The sequence below is a fragment of the Williamsia sp. 1135 genome (assembly GCF_002095395.1).
Classification (GTDB): Bacteria; Actinomycetota; Actinomycetes; order Mycobacteriales; family Mycobacteriaceae; genus Williamsia.
Map to the genome: position 1 here is coordinate 1 of NZ_MJEI01000099.1, position 21,131 is coordinate 21,131.

The 21,131-nt window shown below is 63.4% G+C and carries 20 protein-coding genes; 9 read left to right on the plus strand and 11 right to left on the minus strand.

Translation table 11 applies throughout. The features are described from left to right. A partial coding sequence (locus BFL43_RS29190; protein WP_206186701.1) for an HNH endonuclease signature motif containing protein occupies positions 1–967 on the plus strand: 967 nt, incomplete at its 5' end. A 57-nt stretch (positions 968–1,024) separates the two neighbouring features. Here BFL43_RS29190 and BFL43_RS17815 read toward each other — a convergent pair. Beyond that, entirely contained in the window at positions 1,025–2,131 is a 1,107-nt protein-coding gene (locus BFL43_RS17815; RefSeq protein WP_084893838.1) for an ABC transporter substrate-binding protein, read from the minus strand. A 158-nt stretch (positions 2,132–2,289) separates the two neighbouring features. On the opposite strand from BFL43_RS17815, the gene BFL43_RS17820 reads away from it, so the two are divergent. Then, a complete protein-coding gene (locus BFL43_RS17820) occupies positions 2,290–3,108 on the plus strand; it encodes an AraC family transcriptional regulator (protein WP_084893839.1) in 819 nt (272 codons plus the stop codon). 21 nt (positions 3,109–3,129) lie between these two features. On the opposite strand, the gene BFL43_RS17825 is transcribed toward BFL43_RS17820, so the two are convergent. The 7 genes from BFL43_RS17825 to BFL43_RS17860 all read right to left on the minus strand — a co-directional run bounded on the left by BFL43_RS17825 (position 3,130) and on the right by BFL43_RS17860 (position 9,828). Continuing rightward, positions 3,130–4,638 carry a hypothetical protein gene (locus BFL43_RS17825; RefSeq protein WP_084893840.1) on the minus strand — a complete coding sequence of 503 codons (1,509 nt, stop codon included), beginning with the start codon at positions 4,636–4,638 and terminating at the stop codon, positions 3,130–3,132. A 45-nt stretch (positions 4,639–4,683) separates the two neighbouring features. Continuing rightward, positions 4,684–6,321, minus strand: coding sequence for an ABC-F family ATP-binding cassette domain-containing protein (locus tag BFL43_RS17830; protein ID WP_084893841.1), 1,638 nt, complete (start codon positions 6,319–6,321; stop codon positions 4,684–4,686). 64 nt (positions 6,322–6,385) lie between these two features. Next, positions 6,386–6,784: a hypothetical protein gene (locus BFL43_RS17835; protein ID WP_084893842.1), complete on the minus strand. Its 399-nt coding sequence runs from the start codon at positions 6,782–6,784 to the stop codon at positions 6,386–6,388. A 435-nt stretch (positions 6,785–7,219) separates the two neighbouring features. Continuing rightward, on the minus strand, positions 7,220–7,774 hold the full coding sequence (locus BFL43_RS17845) for a hypothetical protein (RefSeq protein ID WP_084893844.1): 555 nt from the start codon (positions 7,772–7,774) through the stop codon (positions 7,220–7,222). A 128-nt stretch (positions 7,775–7,902) separates the two neighbouring features. Beyond that, entirely contained in the window at positions 7,903–8,652 is a 750-nt protein-coding gene (locus tag BFL43_RS17850; RefSeq protein WP_143695388.1) for a hypothetical protein, read from the minus strand. After that, positions 8,583–9,560, minus strand: coding sequence for a hypothetical protein (locus BFL43_RS17855; RefSeq protein ID WP_084893846.1), 978 nt, complete (start codon positions 9,558–9,560; stop codon positions 8,583–8,585). The genes BFL43_RS17850 and BFL43_RS17855 overlap by 70 nt, the downstream gene beginning before the upstream one ends. Before the next feature lies 1 nt (position 9,561). Further along, positions 9,562–9,828, minus strand: coding sequence for a hypothetical protein (locus BFL43_RS17860; RefSeq protein ID WP_084893847.1), 267 nt, complete (start codon positions 9,826–9,828; stop codon positions 9,562–9,564). A 125-nt stretch (positions 9,829–9,953) separates the two neighbouring features. On the opposite strand from BFL43_RS17860, the gene BFL43_RS17865 reads away from it, so the two are divergent. The 3 genes from BFL43_RS17865 to purM all read left to right on the plus strand — a co-directional run bounded on the left by BFL43_RS17865 (position 9,954) and on the right by purM (position 13,285). Continuing rightward, complete coding sequence (locus BFL43_RS17865) at positions 9,954–10,340, plus strand: sterol carrier family protein (RefSeq protein ID WP_084893848.1); 387 nt, start codon at positions 9,954–9,956, stop codon at positions 10,338–10,340. 110 nt (positions 10,341–10,450) lie between these two features. Then, complete coding sequence (gene purF, locus BFL43_RS17870) at positions 10,451–12,016, plus strand: amidophosphoribosyltransferase (protein ID WP_084893849.1); 1,566 nt, start codon at positions 10,451–10,453, stop codon at positions 12,014–12,016. 171 nt (positions 12,017–12,187) lie between these two features. Continuing rightward, positions 12,188–13,285 carry a phosphoribosylformylglycinamidine cyclo-ligase gene (gene purM, locus BFL43_RS17875; RefSeq protein ID WP_084893850.1) on the plus strand — a complete coding sequence of 366 codons (1,098 nt, stop codon included), beginning with the start codon at positions 12,188–12,190 and terminating at the stop codon, positions 13,283–13,285. Between the two features lie 201 nt (positions 13,286–13,486). On the opposite strand, the gene BFL43_RS17880 is transcribed toward purM, so the two are convergent. From BFL43_RS17880 to BFL43_RS17890, 3 genes are all read right to left on the minus strand, one after another. After that, positions 13,487–13,666, minus strand: coding sequence for a DUF3073 domain-containing protein (locus BFL43_RS17880; protein ID WP_084837528.1), 180 nt, complete (start codon positions 13,664–13,666; stop codon positions 13,487–13,489). 136 nt (positions 13,667–13,802) lie between these two features. Beyond that, positions 13,803–14,444, minus strand: a complete 642-nt coding sequence (locus BFL43_RS17885; protein WP_084893851.1) for an MOSC domain-containing protein — start codon at positions 14,442–14,444, stop codon at positions 13,803–13,805. Beyond that, entirely contained in the window at positions 14,441–15,493 is a 1,053-nt protein-coding gene (locus tag BFL43_RS17890) for a folate-binding protein YgfZ (RefSeq protein ID WP_346425980.1), read from the minus strand. Before BFL43_RS17890 ends, BFL43_RS17885 begins: the two co-directional genes overlap by 4 nt. Positions 15,494–15,604: 111 nt before the next feature. Between BFL43_RS17890 and BFL43_RS17895 the strand changes: the two genes are divergently transcribed. From BFL43_RS17895 to cydD, 4 genes are all read left to right on the plus strand, one after another. Beyond that, positions 15,605–16,516, plus strand: a complete 912-nt coding sequence (locus BFL43_RS17895) for an aminodeoxychorismate lyase (RefSeq protein ID WP_084893852.1) — start codon at positions 15,605–15,607, stop codon at positions 16,514–16,516. A gap of 201 nt (positions 16,517–16,717) precedes the next feature. Further along, positions 16,718–18,337 carry a cytochrome ubiquinol oxidase subunit I gene (locus BFL43_RS17900; RefSeq protein ID WP_084893853.1) on the plus strand — a complete coding sequence of 540 codons (1,620 nt, stop codon included), beginning with the start codon at positions 16,718–16,720 and terminating at the stop codon, positions 18,335–18,337. A gap of 18 nt (positions 18,338–18,355) precedes the next feature. After that, a complete protein-coding gene (cydB, locus tag BFL43_RS17905; protein WP_084893854.1) occupies positions 18,356–19,417 on the plus strand; it encodes a cytochrome d ubiquinol oxidase subunit II in 1,062 nt (353 codons plus the stop codon). Next, entirely contained in the window at positions 19,414–21,120 is a 1,707-nt protein-coding gene (gene cydD / locus BFL43_RS17910) for a thiol reductant ABC exporter subunit CydD (RefSeq protein WP_084893855.1), read from the plus strand. The genes cydB and cydD overlap by 4 nt, the downstream gene beginning before the upstream one ends. Positions 21,121–21,131 lie beyond the last annotated feature (11 nt).

The window sequence follows — 21,131 nt, forward strand, 5'->3', positions numbered from 1 at the left end:
TCTGCAGGCTGCGGCCGACAACGACAACCGTACTCAGGCGCAGCGTAATCATGACGCTCTCAAAGCGATGCTGATGTATCTGCTCGAGTCGGGTCAGCTCGGCAAGACCCACCGTGGGTTGCCGGTGCAGCTGATCATCACCATGACCAAAGACCAACTCGACGACGCCCTGCGCCAGCAAGAGGCAGACGCCGAGCACGAGTCTGAACCAACGCCAGAGCCCGAGCCCGAACCGGAACCAGAACCAGAACCAGAACCGGAGCCGGCGCCCGAGCCGGAACAAGAATCTGAACCAGCTCCGGAGCCGGAGTATGCCGATCCGCGGACGCAGCGGCAGGACCCGAACTGGTTGCCCGCGTTGACCGGTGGCCCGATGCGTCCGTACGGGAAGGGTGTTGTTTATACCGCGACCGGCACGGTGTTGCCGATCAGCGATGCCATTAAGCTGCTCGCGCGTAGCGACAAGACATTGGCGGTATTCGCCAACCACAGCAACGAAGTGCTGTACCTGGGCCGGGCTCGCCGGTTGGCCAGCGAGGCCCAGCGGTTGGCGATGTTCGCCGCGCACCGGGGATGCTCGTTCGGTGGGTGCTCGAATCCGGCGATGTGGGCCGAAGCCCACCACACCACAGAGTGGGCCCTGGGTGGGCTCACCGACATCACACACCTGGCCCCGGCATGCCCACAGCACCACAAGCTGATCGGGCCGGGTGAGCATCAGTGGCAGACGATCATGATCACCGACGGCCCCGACGCCGGACGCTGCGCGTGGATACCCCCAGCATTTCTAGATCCGGACCGACAACCTCGGGTCAACCGGGCCCACCATCCCGACGAAGCCCTCATCGAGGCCCGCCAGGCCATGCTCGCCCGCCGCAAAGCAGACCTCGAACAACGCAACCGAGAACTCAGCGGGCCACCGCCCGACACGCCGACGCCTCATGCTGGCGGGGATGAAACATGTTGACAGCACGTCAATTATGGGGCGAGCAGCAATGCGCAGCACCTGCGGTCCGTCTGACAATCATTGGCCGCTGACGTTCTTTGCCTTGCCGAGGGCGTCGGCAAATGCGTTGATGGTCTTTGTGTATCGCGGGTAGCTCTTGTTCGCACCGTAGTCCCACAGGACCAGTTGGCCCTCGGAGACGGCCGGACTGCGCTGGAAGATCGGGAAGCGTTCGCCGATATCGGCGAGATTGACGTTCGCGGCGCCTGATACGTCGTGGTAGACGAAGAGCAGGTCGGCGGCATCGGTGGGGTACGTCTCCCAGGCGAACTTGCGCCAGTATCCGTCATCAGTGGTGTCGGGTTTGTACATGTTCATTCCCCAGCTGGTGTAGTCGCTGAAGTCTGGGTCCGCGCTCGGTTCGAGAACGTAGGCAACCTCGAGGGGCCAGATACCCATGCCGACCACGTCTCCGTGATCTGCAGCCACCTTCTTGAAATTGGCGACTGCGGCATCGAATTCGGCTTTGATACGGGTCATCTCGTCGTTGTTCTGATTCACGCCCAGAGCCGCACCGAGAGCTTGGTAGTTCTCGATCGTCTGGGTGGTCGAGGTCGTATCGAGCGTGACGCCGAGGGTGGGCGCGATCTGATCGAGCTGGTCGCCCTTAGCTGAATCCTCGGCGGACGTGAGCTTGCCGAACTGCTCGAAGCGGGGGTTGTACTCGCCCACAAACAGATCTGGCTCCAGCGAAAGAGCCTTCTCCAGATTTACTGTGCCCCATGTCTCGCCCACTGACTCGACGCCCTCCAAGTCGAGGCATTTGAGTATCGGACTCACGCTGAGCGGAGTCGTCGACCAGATACCTGCGGGCTTGATGCCCATCGAATACAGCGCGGCGGCCGACTCTTCGTCGGCGATGATTCGCGTGGGCTGCTCGTCCAGCGTGATGGTGCGGCCACGGCCGTCGGTGAACGTGAACGGGCCGGAGGCCCGCTCGGCCGGGGCGACGTTGTCTGCGTCCGTGCAAGCCGCCGGGTCGGCGTTGAGGTCGATCGGTTCCTGTGGTGCCGTCTCGCTCGAACTACATGCAGACGACACCAGGGCCGCGGCGCTCACCACGAAGGCCGAGATCACCGACCTGCTGTGGATCGGGAACCGGGACGAGACTGGACGGCGGGACATCGAACTCCTCGAAAGACTTAGGCGGGCGCGCAGATCACCGATGTCATGCGCGCAGATCGCGGCCGTTCCGGCGGACGCGACAGAGTGAGGCTAGCCTTACTATCGAAGTCGGTCTATGCAGCCAAACGGACTTGAGTAGCGGAGGAGGGACATAGCGGATGTCCGCAGAGTCATATGTGTCTGATCTCGCTGTGGCATCTCCGGTAGCCGATACGGCTGATCGGACATCTACCGCTTGCGAAGTTTTTGAGTATCGGACCGAGGGAGTGCTCGACTTCGGCGAACATCACCACCGCGAACATCAATTGGTCTGGATGCGTCGCGGTCGGATGAGGGTCGTGGTCGGAGCCAGCAGTTGGCACGTGCATGCCGATCATCTCGTGTGGCTGCCCGGTGGAGCGATCCACCACATCACCCTGCTCACAGAGGGCAGCATGATCAGCCTGTACTCACCGCCGGAACGGACCCCTGACGGCGATAGGTGGACGCGTCCGCAACCACTCACCGCCGATCCCCTTGCCGTGCAGCTGCTGACCCATCTGACCGATGCATCGCTGCCTTCTGCTCGGCGGCGTGCCTGTCAGGAGCTGCTCTATGACTTGATGAACGACAGTACGGAAGGAGCACCGGACGCCTTGGTGCTGCCGCACGATCATCGAGCACGGACGGTCGCACGTGCGATCATCGCAAACCCGGGCGACCAACGGACTCTGTCCGAGTGGGCCCTCGAACTCGGCGTCAGTGAAAAGACAATTCTCCGAGGGTTCGCCGCTGAAACTGCGATGACGTATGGCCGCTGGCGAACGCGTGCTCGAATGCTCGCCGCTGTCGAACTCCTCGACCGGGCCGAACCCGTACACGCCACCGCGGCGGCGGTCGGTTACACCACGAGTAGCGGGTTCATCTCTGCTTTCACCAGTGAGTTCGGCGTCACGCCGGCGCGTTACTCGCGCGCCAGTCAGAATTCATCCACGTAAATCGCTACAGCACAGCAGTTCTCACACATCCCAGGTGTGCACTGCGGCACCGTCGTGCATCCGATCTATGTACTCGCGCAGCATCCCGGCCAATGCCACCTCGCGGCTGTCGCCTGCTTCCTCTCGGGCTACCAAAGACGCCCGCTGCCACACCGAACCTGTCTGGCGCGCGAGGGCCCGGCCCTCGATGACGGAGAGATAGCGATCACGCGCATCCGCGCCGACACCGAAACTCTGGAGGCCTTCGTCCGCCAGTGGCAGCAACCGGCGCAAGACCAATTCGTCAGGTTGCACCCATCCCATTGTGGGCCAATACAACTGGCAGTCCATGCCGTCGCGGGCGGCGGCATGGAGATTCTCGGACGCGGCGTTGAACGACATCTGCGACCAGATCGGACGATCCGAATCGACCAACGCACGCAGGACGCCATAGTAGAACGCGGCGTTGGCCATGATGTCGAGCACCGTCGGGCCCGCCGGCAGCACTCGGTTCTCGACCCGCAGGTGTGCTTGCCCACCGATCACGTCGTAGACGGGCCGGTTCCAGCGGTACACGGTGCCGTTGTGCATGCGGAGTTCGGTGAGCTCAGGGGTCTCTCCGGCGTCCAACTGCGCCAACGGATCGTCGTCGGAGACCACTGGGAGCAGCGAAGGGAAGTACCGGGTGTTCTCTTCGAAGAGGTCGAAGATCGTGGTGATCCACCGTTCTCCGAACCACACCCGGGGACGAACACCCTGATTGATCAGCTCCTGCGGACGCGTATCGGTCGCCTGCTCGAACACCGGGATCCGGCTCTCGTGCCAGAGTGCGGACCCCGCCAAGAATGGTGAATTGCCTGCGAGTGCGACCTGGACGCCTGAGATCGCCTGCGCGGCATTCCAATGGTCGGCGAAGGTCTCGGGCGCCACTCGCAGGTGAAGCTGCAGCGAGGTGCATGCTGCCTCGGGCAGGATCGAGTCGATCGAGGTCCTGAGTTTCTCGGATTGGCCTCCGAGTGTGAGTGGCACGCCGGTAATGTCGAGCTCGATGTCTTCCCCGCGGGCCGCGAAGATCTGCTGATTCAGCAGGTCGTAACGGGGATTTGCCGAAATCCACTGATGGGCGAAGTGCTCTTGCCGCAACGTCGGCAGCATGCCGATCATCACGAGGTGGTTGTCGGTTTCGGCGGCCTTCGCTTCGGCGCGATTCAATGAATCACGCAGTGCGTCCTCGAGGGAGACCGTGTCGCCGCCGGTGAATGGCTGCGGTGCGACGTTGATCTCGATGTTGAATTGCCCGAGCTCGGTTTGGTAGTCGGGATCGGCGATGGCCTCGAGCACGGTCGCGTTCGACATCGCCGGGTTCATGGCCCGGTCAACAAGATTGAGTTCGACCTCCATGCCCAGCAGCGGCTCCGGAGGGTTGCCTTGGTCGGTGAAGAGGCCGTCCGACAACATGCGGGCGACGGCTTCGGTACAGCGCCCCACCTGCTCGCGGAACCGGCGTCGGTCCTCTCGGCTGAACTCGCGGGTGCTCACATCCGTGCCCATGGCCCCATCGTGTCACGGACACCAAGAGGTCAGCAGAATTTCGACTCAGACCAGAGCGTCGGTGAGTGTCCCGGCGTCGAGCACCCACCGGCGGGTTGCGCGAACCGTCGAGAGCATGCGTCGATCATGCGTGACGAGCAGAACGGTGCCGTCGAACGATTCAACGGCCTGCTCGAGCTGTTCGATGGCGGGTAGGTCGAGGTGGTTCGTCGGTTCGTCGAGGACCAGCAGGTTCACGCCCCTCGCCTGCAGTAATGCCAGTGCGGCCCGGGTTCGTTCACCGGGGGACAGAGAACTGGCCGACCGCGTCACGTGGTGCCCACGCAGACCGAACTTCGCCAGCAAGGTGCGCACCTCTGCGTCGGTCTGCTCGGGCACGTGTGCGGCGAACGCGTCGACGAGGGGTGCGTCACCGGTGAAGAGGTCGCGCGCCTGGTCGACCTCGCCGACGAGGACTCCCGATCCCAGGGACGCAGACCCGGAGTCCGGTGCCTGCGTGCCGAGCAGCAGGGATAGCAGTGTCGACTTCCCTGATCCGTTCGCGCCGGTGATGACGATGCGATCTCCGGCGTCGACCTGGGTGCTGATCGGGCCGAGCGTGAAATCGCCGCGGGTGAGTGTGGCGTCGTTGAGCGTGGCAACCACGGTTCCCGACCGCGGGGCGGCGGCGATCTCCATCCGCAGCTCCCACTCCTTGCGTGGCTCGGCGACTTCCTCGAGGCGCTCGATACGGCGCTGGGTCTGCCTCGCCTTCGACGCTTGCTTCTCGGTCGACTCCAGGCGAAGTCCTTTGCTGACCTTGTCGTTGTCCTTGGACTTGCGGCGCGCGTTGCGTACCCCGTGTTCCATCCAATTGCGTTGCATCTGTGCGCGTTCGGTCAGCGCGTCCTTCGTGCCGGCGTACTGCTCGTAGGCTTCGCGGGCGTGTCGGCGTGCGACCTCGCGTTCGATCAGGAAGGCTTCATAGCCGCCGGAATACACCGACACCTGCTGCTGGGCCAGATCTAGTTCGACGATGCCGGTGACGGTGCGGGCGAGGAACTCACGGTCGTGGCTGACCACGACCATGGGTGTGCGGGATCCCGCCACGAACTCTTCGAGTTGCTTGAGGCCGTCGAGATCGAGGTCATTGGTCGGCTCATCCAGCAGCAAGATGTCGTAACGGGACAACAGCAGGGCCGCGAGGCCTGCGCGCGCCACCTGCCCGCCGGACAGCGCCTGCATAGGGAGGTCGAGGTCGACCGTCAGACCCAGGCTCGCGGCCACCTGGTCGGCTCGTTCGTCGAAGTCCGCGCCACCGAGGTGGAGCCATCGTTCGAGTGCGGGGGAGTAGAGGTCCTCACCACCGTCACCCAGCGCTTCCGCCGCCGCGTCCATCGTGGACTGCGCCTGGGCGACCCCGGTGCGTCGGGAGAGATATTCGCGCACGGTCTCGCCGGCGGTGGGAGAAGCCTCTTGCGCCAAGTAGCCGACCTCGGCGTCCGGCGGGCTCAGGGTGATCGTTCCGTCCTGATCAGCAGTTCCGACCCCTGCGAGCAGCGTCAACAGCGTCGATTTGCCCGCGCCGTTCGCGCCGACCAGACCGAAGACGTCTCCGTCTGAGACGGTGAGGTCGAGATCGGAGAAGAGTGTGCGTTCGCCGTGTCCGGCGGAGAGGCCGGAGGCGTGCAGGGTGGCGCTGATGGCGGTGACGCTCCTTACGAAGTGCAGGTTCTCCGTAAAGCGTAGTCGGCGTCAGGCGAAGGGTTCAGAGGTCGTCCCCGGTGGCGCGGATGCTCGCGAGGTTCTCGGGTGTGTACCGCCGCTCGTCGAGATCGACGAAGTACTGAAAGACCTGGACGCCATTCTCGGTACTGGCATTCATGTCGATGACCAAGCCAGTCGGGCTTACTCCGGACCCAAGGCTGAACTTCTCTTTCTGATCACCCGCATTGGCCGCGATGCTGTTCCACGTCGTCACGCTGTCTGGGTGTATGCCCCAACGGGCCGTGACCGCTGACAGCTCTTGTTGCGCGGCCTCTGCGCTGTAGAACGCGCGCCAAAACGTTAGGTAGTCGAACTTGAACTTGCCTGCGACGCCGAAATGGACCGTCCATATCGTTTGAGTGGTAGTTGTCTCCTCGCCGTCTGGCCCGACCAAGGTCATCTGTATGTCGTGATCTCCTGGACTTCCGATGATGGCATCCGCGCTGTGTTCGGGTGAAAGGCCGGATTCTGCGTTGGTCAGGGCGCGGTCGCGGAGATCGAAACGTGTGCACGCCGACTGTCTCGGATCTCCTCGATTCCGGCTCCGGTGAGGTAGGAAGACTGATCCTGTCGGAGCAAGCCTGCGGCCGACGATGACGTTGGTCCGGTTCGGTTGTCGACGGCAATTGCGGCGAGCAGCGTGACGGAGAATGTCAGTACAACGGCACACGCCAATCTCACTCGGGGTTTCTCGAATGCGGTTCCTGGCCCGGTCGCGATGTGTTGTCTCGTCGCTGCCGGACCCGGAGCCGTTGATGGCCGGTTCAATCGCTGAGCGCACCTCACGGCCAAGAATTTCTATGCTGGCGGGTAGAGGCGCTTCGGGCAGGTGGTTTCAATTGACCACTCGCCTACCGATCCCGGTTGAGCGGATATTTGCGATGTTCTCCGCGTTGTAGTTTCGGGGGTCCAGGTCAACAATGTAGTGAAAGACTTGGCTTTCTTTTTTGATACTCGCATTCATTCCGACAATCAGTCCGGTGGCGCCGACTCCAGTCCCCAGGCTCCGCTTCACCTTGTCGTCCTGAGCTTTTTGTGAGACGTTCGACCACATTTCTATATTCTCCTGAAGAATTCCCCATCGTGTGACTGCCTCGTCGAGTTCCAGTTGCGCAGTTTCGTGTGTGTCGAAAGCGCGAAAGAAGATGATCTCTGTAAAGCTGTGTTCGTCCAAATGTGTAAACCAGATGGTTTGGGTCGATATGGTGACTTCGCCTTCGGGGCCGACCAGGGTCAACTGAATATCAGGGTCACCGGGGTTCCCGATGATTACTTCTTGCCTGGACTCGGGAGCCACCCCAGCTTCGGCATTGGTGAGGACACGGTCGCGTAGGTCGAAGCGTGCTCTGCCCGTGTCCTTTATTTGTTGCACTCCATCGTCGGTGAGCACTGAGAATTCTGGCTGTGTGTTGGGACTTGGAGTAGATTCCACGAAGCTGCCTTCACTTCCACCTGTTGTTGAGACGCATGCCGCAGACAGGGCAATTAGTGCCGATATCGTCAGTAGTCGTAACGACTTCACCACTGATGTTCTACCTTCCAGTCGTTAATCATGCGGTCGATGACTTGTCCGGACCGGTTTGAAAGTCGCTGATCTTCGATACGGGAGTCGAAGTCTGAGCCGATTATCTGCCTGGCCACTTCCGGGTTACTGGCCAACAGTTCCTGGTAAGCGGGTAGCGTGTCCTCCGTGATCAGCTTCCAGCGGTCATGTCGGTCAGCGATGTTTCCGTCCGGAAATGGCGTTTCGATTGTCGTCTCGCCGGGGATATATCTTGAGTTGTCGACCGAGAACTCGGTCGGGAACACCTCGGGATAGGCCTGAGCTTCGGGTATAGACGGCGTACCCACCGTGGTCAATATCCAGGTCATGGCTTCGCCAGTCACTGGATGGCTGCGCATTTCGTCGTAGTCGTCGTCGATGATCTCAAGTTGCTCACGCTGCAGAAGTTGCTTGTTTCCCTCCGCAACGAGCTGAGGGCTGTGCTGTTCAACTCCGCTGTCTATTTGATGCCAGGCCACCTGGGTCTTGTCGTCGATCAGAACGGCCCGCTGCATGCGATCGATTTCTGCGGTCCCTCCATGCAGGTACGCCTCATGCATAGGCGCCTGATCTTCGAAGATCTCTTTTTGCATGCTCAGAAACTTCTGCTCGTAGTACGCGAGTTCCTCGTCGCTCATACCAGCGATGGCGCGGGTCATACCTTCGATCTGGTCGGGAAGCACCACACCGGCGGGGCCTTTGATCGCCTTCGCGATATCGCGCATAGCTGCCAGATCGTAGAAACCCCCGGCGAAGGAAGGGCCATTCCGGCCCATTGCATCTCTGGATGGTCCAGGAACAGTTGGCCGTAATACTCGTACACCTTGGTGATCGTCTCGCTGTTGAACTCGGTGCCCTTAGAGGGATCCCATTGTGAAGGGTCGATTCCGGCGTCTTCCAGCGACTCTCGAAGCCAATAACGTTGCAGGAACGTTCCGTAGAAGTCTTTCGGAATTGTTCCCGCGTCAAAGGCTGCATCCAACAACGGCTTTGCTGCATCAGGATGGTTCTTCACCCACTCTTGGAACCGCGGGTCGTCGACGACAAGTTTGGCTTGTTCCTGCGTCAGGCCGACCAGTGAAGGGGGTGCGTAGTCGCGTCCGGCGGCGACGTCGACCTTCGTGGCGTCCAGTTCGTCGTTCGCGCTGTCGAGTGCGAAGGCGACTGCCTCGTCTTCGTCGGTCAGCTGTTTCACCGCGTCGTCGATGGCTTCTTGGTGAGCCTTGCGTGCTGACTCTTGCGCGGCGACTTCGTCCTTCGTGAAGGGACCGGCAATCGAGTAGTGGCCCACCTTCCAGTCGTCACCGACCTGGAACTGACTCCAGATCGCGGAGTCGACCTTGGCGATCGCGTTGTCTCGGACCGACTGCAGTCGTGCCGAGCCGCTCCGGAGAGTCTCGATCACCGCGTCTGTGGCGTCGGCGGCTCGTATTCCTAGGCGATGGTCCTTCTCTGCTTTGTCCCAGGCCGCATCCGCGGTCGTGCCCTGAGAGCCCTCGTGCAGCGATTGCGCCACAGCTCGGGCCGCGTTCAGCTTGGCCTCGAAGTCGCTGTTCGCAGTCGCGAGATCGGTCGCCGCATCGCCGAGCTCCGACGGTCGCCACCCCCTGACGCCGCCGACTGTGTAGCCCACCTCAGAGCCACAGCCCGGTGAACGCACGCGAAGCCAGATCCTCCGCGCCGTCAAAAGCCTCACGACTCTTGTCTGTGCTGTCCGCATAGCTGCTGAGCCGGATCGCAACCGCGGATAACGCCGTATCGACTGCTTCTCCACTGCGCGCCGCGACGACGGCGGTCTTCGAACCCGTCAGCGCACCGGCGACCTGGCCGGCCGCCGAAGTGGCGTCCAGTTCTTCGATCTCCGCCCCGTATGCGCGGTACTTCGCCGCGCTCGTTGTCATGCTCGCAGCGTCTGCGCGAAAAACTGACATCGGATGGCCCCCTCCAACGTCAATGACAATAGCGCTCGAATCCGACAGCGGCACCGAAGCCCGAGCGGGTTGTGGATAACTGACACCATGGGGGTGTGGCCACCTACAAGACAGTCGAGCCCGCCGCGATGCGCGCCGCCGTCGACGCCGTTGCGGAGTGGTTGCGCGACCCCGACGCCGCCGAGCCGACGCGACCCCAGATCGCCGACGCCGTCCGCACCACGGCACGCACTCTCGCGCAGCTGGCACCGGGTGGCTCGGTCGAGGTTCGGGTGCCGCCGTTCGTCGCGGTGCAGTGCATCGAAGGACTCCGCCACACCCGGGGGACACCGCCGAATGTCGTCGAGACCGATGCCCGTACGTGGTTGCTGCTGGTGACCGGTCGTCTCGACCTGGCGGGGGCCCTCGACTCCGGAAAAGCGTCGGCGTCGGGGAGCCGCGCGGGTGACATCGTTCACTGGTTACCGCTGGCAAGAGTCTGACCAGGAGGTTGACGCGGGGTGTCACGCAGACACGCCGCGATGATTCGCTTACGTCAGGACCCAGCCCGTAGACTCAGCTATACGCCCTCCACCAGCCCCAGCCCAACCTCATGGGAGTGCCAGTGACCGAGCTGTCGATCAACAGCAAGAACTTGCTCGATATTGACGAGCCAGAAAACGAACCCCGCGAAGAATGCGGGGTTTTTGGTGTCTGGGCCCCTGGTGAGGATGTTGCCAAGCTCACCTACTACGGCTTGTACGCGCTGCAGCACAGAGGGCAGGAAGCGGCAGGCATCGCCACTGCCGACGGCTCACAGGTGTTGGTGTTCAAGGACCTTGGACTGGTCTCGCAGGTTTTCGACGAGCAGACCCTTGGCGCCATGCAAGGTCACGTCGCCATCGGTCACTGTCGCTACAGCACCACCGGTTCCACCACCTGGGAGAACTCCCAGCCGATCTTCCGCACCACCGCTGCCGGCACCGGCGTCGCGCTGGGCCACAACGGAAACCTCGTCAACACGTCGGAACTCGCGAGCAAGGCCCGCGAGCTCGGCCTGATGGATTCGCGTCGCGCTGGGGGAGCCACCTCGGACTCCGACGTCGTCGGTGCGCTACTGGCTCACGGAGCTGCCGACTCCACCATCGAACAAGCCGCCATGGACCTGCTCCCGACGCTCAAGGGTGCGTTCTGCCTGACGTTCATGGACGAGCACACGCTCTATGCAGCTCGCGATCCGCACGGCGTACGCCCGCTGTGTCTCGGCCGCCTCGACCGCGGCTGGGTGGTCGCCTCCGAAACCGCCGCTCTCGACATTGTCGGCGCATCGTTCGTCCGCGACATCGAACCCGGCGAGCTGCTGGCCATCGACGCCGACGGCGTCCGTAGCTCGCGATTCGCCAAGCCCACCCCCAAGGGCTGTGTCTTCGAGTACGTCTACCTCGCCCGCCCTGACAGCGTCATCAACGGCCGGTCGGTGCACACCACCCGCGTCGAGATCGGCCGCCGCTTGGCTCGTGAGTTCCCCGCCGACGGCGACCTGGTGATCCCGGTCCCCGAATCGGGCACACCCGCCGCTGTCGGGTACGCCCAGGAATCGGGAATTCCGTACGGCCAGGGGCTGATGAAGAACGCCTATGTCGGCCGCACCTTCATCCAGCCGTCGCAGACCATTCGTCAGCTTGGCATCCGGCTCAAGCTGAACCCGCTCAAAGAGGTCATCCGCGGCAAACGACTTGTGGTCGTGGATGATTCGATCGTCCGCGGCAACACCCAGCGTGCACTGATCCGGATGCTGCGCGAGGCCGGTGCAGCCGAGGTGCACGTTCGTATCGCCTCCAGTCCGGTGCGGTGGCCCTGCTTCTACGGCATCGACTTCGCTTCTCCGGCAGAGCTGATCGCCAACGGCATGGACTCCGAAGAGCATCTCGTCGACGGTGTGCGTCACGCCATCGGCGCTGATTCGCTGGGCTACATCAGCACGGAAGAGATGATCGCAGCCACCGAGCAACCGGCCGAAAATCTTTGTGCCGCATGTTTCACCGGTGAGTACCCGATCGAACTCCCGAAGGAGACATCGATGGGTAAGGCAGTGCTGGAGACCATGCTCACCAACGCTGCGACTGGTCAGAACGCCCTCGCCGACAACGACAACGTCAGCGCGGTCCGCAGGCCCTGAGCGGTCGTTGGTGTGTGCGGCGACAGAGCCGTGGGACCAGTCGATTGCGTGTTCAGAACTGCGCATTCGATCCCATGAACAAGCCACGGAGAACCTCTCGGGTAGCGTGAGACCGGATTATTCACCCGGCAGATTCGAACTGCCACCTTCGAGAACGGGAACCTCACGCCGATGACCGACAACGAGCCCAGCGCCTCATATGCTGCGGCGGGAGTGGACATCGATGCCGGCGAACGGGCGGTAGAGCTCTTCGCGCCGCACGCCAAGCGCACCCTGCGACCGGAGGTCATGGGTGGACTGGGCGGATTTGCCGGCCTCTTCAAACTCAAGGGCGACTATCGCGAGCCTGTGTTGGCCTCGTCCACCGACGGCGTGGGCACGAAGATCGCCGTCGCGCAGGCGATGGGCAAGCACGACACCCTGGGCCGCGACCTGGTTGCCATGGTCGTCGACGACCTGGTCGTCTGCGGCGCCGAGCCGCTGTTCCTGCAGGACTACATCGCGGTGGGAAAGGTTGTCCCCGAAGTGGTCGCCGAGCTCGTCAAGGGCATCGCCGACGGCTGTGTGGAGGCCGGGTGCACCTTGCTCGGCGGCGAGACCGCCGAACATCCCGGCCTGATGGCGGAAGGTGACTACGACCTGTCCGCCACGGGTGTCGGCATCGTCGAGGCTGATTCGGTGCTCTCCCCGGACCGGGTTCGGCCGGGCGACGTCGTGATCGCGATGGGCAGTTCTGGGTTGCATTCCAACGGCTACTCACTGGCGCGCAAGGTGCTGCTGGAATGGGGCCACATGGATCTCGGCGGGCACGTCGAAGAGTTCGAACGCACCCTCGGTGAGGAAATGCTGGAACCGACGCGCATCTACGCGAAGGACTGCCTCGCGCTGGCCGCCGAGACGGACGTGCGGACGTTCTCTCACGTGACCGGTGGCGGACTCGCCGACAACCTGGCGCGAGTGCTCCCCAGCGGCCTGGTGGCCGAACTGGACCGCGGCACCTGGACCCCTGCGCCCATCTTCCAGATGATCGCGCAGCGTGGCCGTGTCGAGCGTGTCGAGATGGAACGCACCTTCAACATGGGTGTCGGGATGGTTGCCGTGGTGGCGCCAGAAGACACCGACCGCGCTTTGGCCGTACTCACCGCACGCCACCTGAACTGCTGGGTGCTGGGCTCGATCAAGAAGTCTCACGCGACCAAGACCGGCGAGCACGCGAAGCATTCGAAGACCGGCGTCGCGGAGCTGATGGGCGAGCACCCGAGGTTCTGACCTCGGCGGACTGGTCACACGACCGGCATAGTGACACAAGTAAAACCCCGGGACGGAGAACATCCCGGGGTTTTTGCTTGTGTACGTGCCGTCGGACGATTGGCCTAGGGCATAGAAATATGACCGCCTGAGGCGAGCTGTCAGGGGGTTGTGAAAGATGGGCTGGAAGCGACCGCTAGGGCCATGCCTCCGAGCGCGTTGTCAGGCGCGCCGCCAGCTCTCTTCGTCGGACCACCGATCGTCCGTGATTTCATCGTTCGGATCCACGGAATCACCGCCTGACAACTCTCGTTGCAGACTGTCGAAGTCGGTATTCGGTGTGCTGTACTTCAGTTCACGAGCAACTTTAGTCTGCTTCGCCTTAGCCCGGCCGCGGCCCATAGGGGACCCCCTCGCGCAATGAAGGGGCGGCCAAACATGTGGCGGCCCCATTCTGTGTTTACAAATATGGTCGTGAGAAACAGTCTAGCGCGCCCGCAGGCATGATGCGGACCGGCTCGGCTCGGGAGCGGCGAATTTACTTGGACTTCTTGCGTTGCCACCGGGTCGCGTCCCTCACGACCTTCGGTGGGAGGTCCTCGCCTGCGAGCAGTTTCTCGAGCGATGCGGGGTCGGGGCCAGTGATCAGATGTCGGACCAGTACGCCGTGATCGGGGCGGGAGGTCACCCTCACGTCGTCGCCGGCCGCAATCGCACCGGACTCGATGACGCGCAGGTAACAGCCGACGTCGGCGCGTTCGTAGAAGCGTTTGACCCATCGGTCCTCGTCGGACCAGTCGGCGAAGGTGCGACACGGGGTCCGCGCGATCGTGACCTCGAGCAGCGTCTCGCCGATCTGCCAGCGCTCACCGATCATGGCGTCGGTGGTCGGCATGCCTGAGATCCGCAGATTCTCACCGAACCAGCCGTAGCCGAGGTCGCGGCCGAGCTCGGTCGCCCAGCGTCGGGCCTCATCGTCGGAGTAGGCGTAGACGGCCTGGTCGATCCCGCCGTGATGTTTCACGTCACAGCTGTGGTCGATTGTCAGCCCGAACTCATCGACGGCGACCGGGCCTTCAACCGGCCGCTTGTCGATGGCGCTAAGTCCCACGGCGCCCGCAAGCGGCAGATCCTCATGAACAGCGCAGACCGCTAGGACCTTGCCCCTGGGAAGGGTCATTTGCCGCGCAATCTCTCGATGGCTGCCCGCCCGGCCTGGACGCGATCGTCCGCGGGGACCGAGGCCGGATCGATGGCGGCGCTCGTGCCGCCGGCTTCCAGCGCTGTGTCGGCGGGGACGCCTCGCTTGATCAAGGCCAGGGCGATGGGGCCGTACTCGTAGTGCTCGACGACGGTACCGATGCGCCCCACGGTGCGTCCGCCGGCAATGACCGGATCACCGGTGACCGGGCGCGTATCCGCGCTCCCGTCCAGATGCAGGAGCAACATCTGCCTGGGTGGCTTCCCGAGGTTGTGCACCCGGGCGACCGTTTCCTGGCCGCGGTAGCAGCCCTTGTTCAGGTGCACGGCACCGAACTCGGACGCGGAACCGATCCAGTTGACCTCGTGCGGAATCGTCCGCTCGTCAGTGTCGGCACCGAGGCGGGGGCGCAGTGCCGCGACCCGCAGGGCCTCGTAGGTCCAGGTACCAGATGGCCGTACGCCCACCGCGGTGAGGCTGGACCACCAGGTCGTGAGTTGATCGACCGGCACGATCAGATCGATCGTCTCGACGGCCGCGTGTTCGCCAACAGCGGGCATGACGCGCCAGAATCCACCGCCGGGGAGGACTCCGGCATCGTAAACTGTTGCTGTGCTGGGTATCTCCAGCAGTTGAGCGATGGCGCCGGTCCGGGTTTCGGGACCGATGAGCGTCAGTACCGCCATATCAGGACGCGCCGCGACCTCGACCTGGGCCCAGAACACCATCTTGGTCAGGAAGCCGGCGAGCGCCTCGGCGCGAAAACCCTCGGTATCTATCCAGGTTGTCCCGTCGAGGTCGGTCAGCAAGAAGTGATCTTCGACCCGCCCGTTGCCGTCCAAGCTGAGGTTCTCGGCGCTCCGCCCATCGGACAGATCCGTCACCAGTTGGCTCGAGATGGTGTTCAGCCAACTGAGACGTTCAGGGCCGGTCAGCGTGATGACACCACGGTGGGAGCGGTCGATCATCACCGCCGACGTCGCAGCGGCACGTTGCTCGCCGAACGGGTCACCGAAGTGCCAAGCCACGGCTTCGTCGAGTGATTTTTCCGGGCCGCCGACGGCACCGATGGCGCGCAATGAGTCCAACAATTCAGTCACGTTGTCAATGGTACGAGCGTCCTCGCTACTCTTGCCGATATGGCTGAATCGATCTTGGTGACCATCGACGGTGCTGTCCTCGATCCAGACGTCCCGATCCTGCATGGGGACGACCTCGCAGCGGTGCGTGGTGACGGCGTATTCGAGACCCTCTTGGTCCGAGACGGTCGGGCGCGGATCGTTGACCTGCACCTACAGCGGCTTGCCCGGAGCGCGAAGGCGCTGGACCTACCGGCGCCGGATGAGGAGAAATGGGCTTCGGCGATTGATACCGGCGCGCGGGTGTGGGCGGAAAAGAATGACAACGCAGAGGGACTGATGCGGGTGGTCTACTCGCGCGGCAGGGAATCCGCGCCCGTCGACGCGGTGGTCAGCAGGGAACGCGACGACACCGGACTCACACGCGACATCGGCGGAGCAACCGAGTATCTGACCGTCGGCCCCGTCCCCGCGCGTGCCGCCGTGGTCCGCGAGAACGGCGTCAAGGTCATCACCGCTTCGCGTGGTTACTCGATCGACCTCGCCGCCACCGCACCGTGGCAGCTGCTGGGCGCGAAAACCCTGAGTTATGCCACCAACATGGCTGCGCTTCGGTATGCGCAGGACCAGGGGGCCGACGATGTGATCTACCTCAGTAGTGAGGGAATCGTGCTCGAAAGCCCACGCTCCACGGTGATCGCAGTCGAGGGAAAGAATCTGATGACTCCGCCGGCCGAGAGTGGAATCCTCGGCGGCACAATGCAACAGGCGATTTTCACGCAGGCAGAGAAAGAAGGCTGGCAGACCGAGATCGGGACGCTGCGCCCCGCAGATCTGGTGTGTGCCGATGCGGTGTGGTTGGTGTCGAGCATCACTCTTGCCGCCCGGATCACCGAGTTCAACGGCTACCAGATGTCGGCTCCGGAGCAGCCCGAGGACTTCTCTGCACTGGTCGATCGCGCGATCGACTGACCGTCGGCGCCGTCGCCCAGGAGCGTACGACGTCAAACCCGTGGACATAGGTCCTCGTGGTGGTGGGACCTTGTACCCGACTTACCCATATGTGGTCAGCGGCACGTCGTAAATCCCTGATTTTGCTTGTTCGAGGCTGCTCGAGCGGCGTAACCTGCAACTACTACGGTCGGTAGTAGCAGTACGTCGAATGAGGCAAAAATGGATGCACTGGACGTCTCCAGGTGGCAGTTCGGAATCACGACGGTCTATCACTTCATCCTGGTCCCGCTCACCATCGGCCTGGCGCCGATGGTCGCGATCATGCAGACCGTGTGGGTGGTGACCGGCAACGAAGCGTGGCTGCGCGCCACCAAGTTCTTCGGCAAGCTGTTCCTCATCAACTTTGCGCTGGGCGTGGCGACCGGCATCGTCCAGGAATTCCAGTTCGGGATGAACTGGAGTGAATACAGTCGTTTCGTCGGCGACGTCTTCGGTGGACCGCTGGCGCTCGAGGGTCTCGTGGCCTTCTTCTTGGAGTCGACATTCCTGGGCCTGTGGATCTTCGGGTGGGACCGCCTGCCGAAAAAGGTGCACTTGTTGACGATCTGGATGGTGGCCATCGGCGTCAACGCTTCGGCATGGTTCATCGTTGCCGCGAACTCGTGGATGCAACACCCGGTCGGCGCGCAGTGGAACGAGGAGAAGCAGCGTCCTGAGCTGAAAAGCCTCTGGGACGTCATGACCAACAGCACGACTCTGGCCGCGTTCCCTCACACGATCGCCGGTGCGTTCTTGACCGCGAGCACCTTTGTCGCAGGTATCGGTTGCTGGTGGATGGTCCGAAACATGAGGCGCGCGAAGAAGCTTCGGGTTGCGGTGCCCACTGGCTCCGGAGTGGGTTCGACACCCGCCGTTGCCGATGACCTCGCGCCCTCGATGCACGGCAAGACGGCAGATCAACTCGAGCACGACGCCCGCACCCTGTACCGTCCGGTCGCGCGGCTCGCACTCTGGATCATGATCATCAGCGGAATCGCGTTGGCCATCAGCGGCGACCAGCAGGCCAAGCTCATGTTCAAACAACAGCCGATGAAGATGGCGTCGGCAGAATCGTTGTGCAGCACGGAAACCGGGGTCGGGTTCTCAGTTCTCGCCATCGGGACACAGAACAACTGTGAAGCGGTCACGCACCTCATCGAGATCCCGAATCTCCTCTCGTTCCTGGCCGACAACAACTTCAATTCGACCCTGCAGGGTGTCGAGGAGTTGCAGGCCGAACACGTGGCGAACTTCGGACCCGGGAACTACAAGCCCAACCTGTTCGTCACGTACTGGGCGTTCCGCGCGATGATGGGCTGGGCGGTCGGCTCGGGCGCTCTGGCCCTGCTCGCACTCTGGCTGATGCGGCGCGGGCGGATCCCGGACTCGAAGAAGTTCGGCACGTTCGCAATCTGGATGATCCCGACTCCGTTCCTGGCCAACAGTTCTGGCTGGATCTTCACCGAGATGGGCAGACAGCCCTGGATGGTGGCGCCGAACCCGGAGTCGCTCGGTGCCGGAGGCGGCCTGGAAAACATCCACCTGACGGTGCAGGAGGGTGTGAGCAGGCACTCGGGCTACCTCGTGCTGACGTCGCTGATCATCTTCACGCTGCTCTACGGTGCGCTTGGACTCATCTGGTTCACCCTGATCCGCAAGTACACCCGCGAGGGTCCGGCGGCACCGGTCGCCGGCGCCGCAGGTGGCGGGCCGGACGATGACGGCGGGCCGGACGATCCGTCGACGCCGGAGGACGGTCCGAAGTCCGACGAACCCAAACATCTCTCGTTCGCCTACTGAGATCGGCAGGAGTACTCAATGAGTTTGCCAGAGTTCTGGTTCGCGATCGTCGGGTTCCTATTCCTCGGATACTTCATCCTCGAGGGATTCGACTTCGGCGTCGGCATGCTGATGCCTTTCCTCGGCCGCGCGAAACACGGGGTGCCCGGTGACACCCGGCGGCGGGCGATGCTCAACACCATCGGTCCGGTCTGGGACGGCAACGAGGTGTGGCTGATCACCGGTGGTGGCGCCCTGTTTGCGGCGTTCCCCGCCTGGTACGCAACGATGTTCAGTACCTTTTACATCCCGCTGTTCCTGATCCTCGTCGGGTTGATCGTGCGGGTGGTGTCCATCGAGTGGCGTGGCAAGATCGACGATCCGCGGTGGCGCTGGTGGGCGGACGTCGGGATCGGCATGGGCTCATGGATACCCGCAATTCTGTGGGGTGTTGCGTTCGCGAACCTGGTGCGCGGCCTGCCGATCGACGGCGAAGAGCAGTTCACAGGCAACTTCTTCGATCTGCTCTCGCCGTATGCCCTGCTCGGTGGTGTCGCCACGGCGATGTTGTTCGCAACCCACGGTGCGGTGTTTCTGGCGCTCAAGACATCGGATGAGCTGCAACAGGATTCGATGAGGGCAGCCAGGTGGATCGCGGTGCCGACGACTGTCGTGGCAGCGGTGTGGGGTCTGTGGACTCAGATCGAATACGGCAAGGACTGGACCTGGGTCGCGTTGGGAGTCGCGGCAGTGGCGATCATCTCGGCGACTGCCCTGGCGTTCGCCCGCCGGGAGGGGTGGGCATTCGTCGCCACAACGGTCGCCATCACGGGCGTTGTGGTTCTCATCCTGGGATCGATGTTCCCGAACGTGATCCCGTCGACCACCGATCCCGCCTTCGACATGACCATCGAGGGCAGTGCCTCCAGTCATTACACATTGGTGGTGATCACCTGGGCGGCAGCGATCATCACCCCAATCGTCATGTGCTACCAGGCCTGGACGTACTGGGTGTTCCGCCAACGCATTTCGACCAGTCACATCCCGCCGTCGATCGGACTTCCCTTGCGAGAACGGAAGGTGGCCGAGAAGTCGACATGACGTCGACCGTCCAGCCCACGAAGACGGGACGACGTTCGACGTCGGGTCCGCCCATCGACCCGCGGTTGCTCAAGTATTCCTCGGCATCGCGGCGGTACGTCGGGCTCACCGTGGTGATGGCGGTCATCCAGGTGATCGCGGTGATCGTTACCGCCGCCATGGTCGCGTCGATCCTGTCGGAACTGATCGTCTCGCCGAGTCTGCGGAGTCTGGATGCGCAGGCCTGGCATCTGACCACCCTGGCTGCGGCGATTCTGATCCGGGTGGGGGCTGTCTACCTCCACGATCGGTACGCCCACCGCGCGAGCACCAGGGTGATCGCCGAATTGCGCGACGCCGCGCTGACGGCGGTGTCGGACCCTGCCCGGACGTCGCCGCGGGAGCTGCTGCGGGCACGGGATCGACTGGCCACGACCCTCACCCGGGGACTGGAGGCAGTCGGCCCGTACCTGACCGGATACGTTCCGGCCCTGATCCTCTCGGTGATCATGATTCCGGTGCTCGTGGTCGTGATGGCATGGGCGGATCTGACGTCCGCGGTCATCGTGGTCATCACGCTGCCGCTCATCCCGATCTTCATGATTCTCATCGGACTGATGACGCGTGAGCGCACCGCCGATCGTCTCGACGCGATGAGCCGGTTGTCATCTCAACTCCTCGACCTCATCGCCGGCATCCCGACTCTGCGGGCACTCGGGCGTGAGCGCGATCCCGCAGCACGGGTGGAAGAGCTGGGGCAGGCCCATCGCCGGAGCACGATGCAGGCTCTGCGGGTCGCTTTCCTCTCTGGTGCGATCCTCGAGTTCCTGGCGACGCTCAGCGTGGCCCTGGTGGCGGTGAGCATCGGCCTGCGACTGGTGTTCGGTGAGATGGGTCTGTACGGCGCTGTCTTCGCGCTGATCCTGGCCCCCGAGGTCTACCTGCCGTTGCGGACGGCCGGCGCACAGTTCCACAACTCGGAGGCCGGAGTGGCCAGTGCGCGAGAGATTTTCGCGATCATCGAAGACGAGAAGACCCGTATGGCACCCGCCACCCGCTCGGTGGCGGTCGCGGGCGCGGTCATCTCCGTTGTAGGGCTCGGGGTACACGGCCGCGATGGCTGGGCACCGCACGATCTGACCGCCACCATCACCCCGGGTCTGGTGACGGTGCTGACCGGACCCAACGGCAGTGGCAAGTCGACGTTGCTCGCGGCGATGCTCGGACTCCAAACCCCCGACGAGGGGTCGGTCCTCATCGGCTCGGTGCCCGTCACAGAACTCGACCGGCAGGCGTTGTGGGAGCAGGTCGCGTGGCTTCCGCAGCATCCTGTCCTCGTGCCGGGTACCGTCGCCGAGAACTTCGAACTGCTCGGACCCGTTGGCGACCCCGAGCGCGAGGCTGCGTGCCGGGTCAGCGGCTTCGACAGCGTCCTGGACGATGTGCCGGACGGGTGGCAGACCCGACTCGGCACCGGGGGAGTTGGTCTTTCGGCGGGGCAGCGGCAACGACTTGCCCTGGCACGGGTGCTGTCGTCGCCGGCCCCACTGCTACTGCTCGACGAGCCGACCACCCACCTCGACCCCGCGTCGGAGGCCGCCGTGGCACGAGCGCTGCAAGCCCGTGCCCGGTCGGGAGACACGGTCGTGGTGGTCGCGCATCGGCCCGCGATGATCGCCATCGGAGACGACATCATCGACGTCGCGGAGGTGCGTCGTGCGTGAACGACTGCGCG